Genomic DNA, 1,317 nt, shown 5'->3' on the forward strand with positions numbered 1-1,317 from the left:
AGCAGCTTGTAGGTGATGTTCACGCCGGCGGCGATGCTCTGGCGCACCGCCAGGATGCCGCTGTGGAAGTAGGTGCCGTCGCCCAGGTTGGCGAACATGTGCTGGTCGTGGCTGAAGGGCTGCTGGCCCACCCAGGGCACGCCCTCACCGCCCATCTGCGTGAAGCCCACGGTGGCGCGGTCCATCCAGATCGTCATGAAGTGGCAACCGATGCCGGCCATGGCGCGCGAACCCTCGGGCACCTTGGTGGACGTGTTGTGCGGGCAGCCCGAGCAGAACCAGGGCTGGCGCTCGGCGCCTTCCACGCCCTGCGTCAGCAGGGTCTGCATGGACTGCTCCTGCGCCGTCAGGATGGCCAGCTGCGCGTCGATGCGCGCCTGCACGTCCTCGGGCAGCCCCAGCTTGCGCAGGCGCTTGGCCACGGCACGGGCGATGATGGCCGGCGACAGGTCGGCGTTGGCGCGCAGCAGGGTGTGGGCGCTGGGATTGGGCATGGACCATTCGCCGCCGGTGAAGTCGCCCTCGCCCTCGTCGAACTTGCCCAGCACGTGCGGCCGCACGTCGGCGCGCCAGTTGTACAGCTCTTCTTTCAACTGGTATTCGATGACCTGGCGTTTCTCTTCCACCACCAGGATCTCGCGCAGGCCGGTGGCGAACTCGCGCGTGGTCTGCGCCTCCAGCGGCCACACCACGTTGACCTTGTGCAGGCGCAGGCCGATGCGGCGGCAGGTCTCGTCGTCCAGGCCGAGGTCGAGCAGCGCCTGGCGCGTGTCGTTGAAGGCCTTGCCGCTGGCGATGATGCCGAAGCGGTCGTTCGGGCCGGCGACCACGTTGTGGTTGAGCTTGTTGGCACGGATGTAGGCCAGCGCGGCGTACCACTTGAAGTCGAACAGGCGCGCTTCCTGGTCCAGCGCGTGGTCGGGCCAGCGGATGTGCACGCCGCCGGGCGGCATGTCGAACTCGGTGATCACGATGTTGACCCGCTCGGGATCGATCATGGCCGTGGCGCTGGACTCGACGATCTCCTGGATCGTCTTCATGCCGGCCCAGACGCCGGAAAAACGGCTCATGGCGATGGCGTGGATGCCGAGGTCCAGGATGTCCTGCACCGTCGAGGGGAAGAACACCGGCAGGCCGCAGGCCTTGAAGATATGGTCGCTCTGGTGCGCGGCGGTGGAACTCTTGGCCACGTGGTCGTCACCGGCCACCGCGATCACGCCGCCCCAGGGCGTGGTGCCGGCCATGTTGGCGTGCTTGAACACGTCGGAGCAGCGGTCCACGCCCGGCCCCTTGCCGTACCAGATGCCGAACACGCCG

1 pseudogene is annotated in these 1,317 nt (G+C 67.8%); it reads right to left on the reverse strand.

Annotation, left to right across the window (positions count from 1 at the left end):
• Window positions 1-1,317: pseudogene (locus ACR2JA_RS09505) on the reverse strand (indolepyruvate ferredoxin oxidoreductase family protein); the annotation flags it as partial.

It is taken from the genome of Hydrogenophaga sp. (genome assembly GCF_051007235.1).
Classification (GTDB): domain Bacteria; phylum Pseudomonadota; class Gammaproteobacteria; order Burkholderiales; family Burkholderiaceae_C; genus Hydrogenophaga.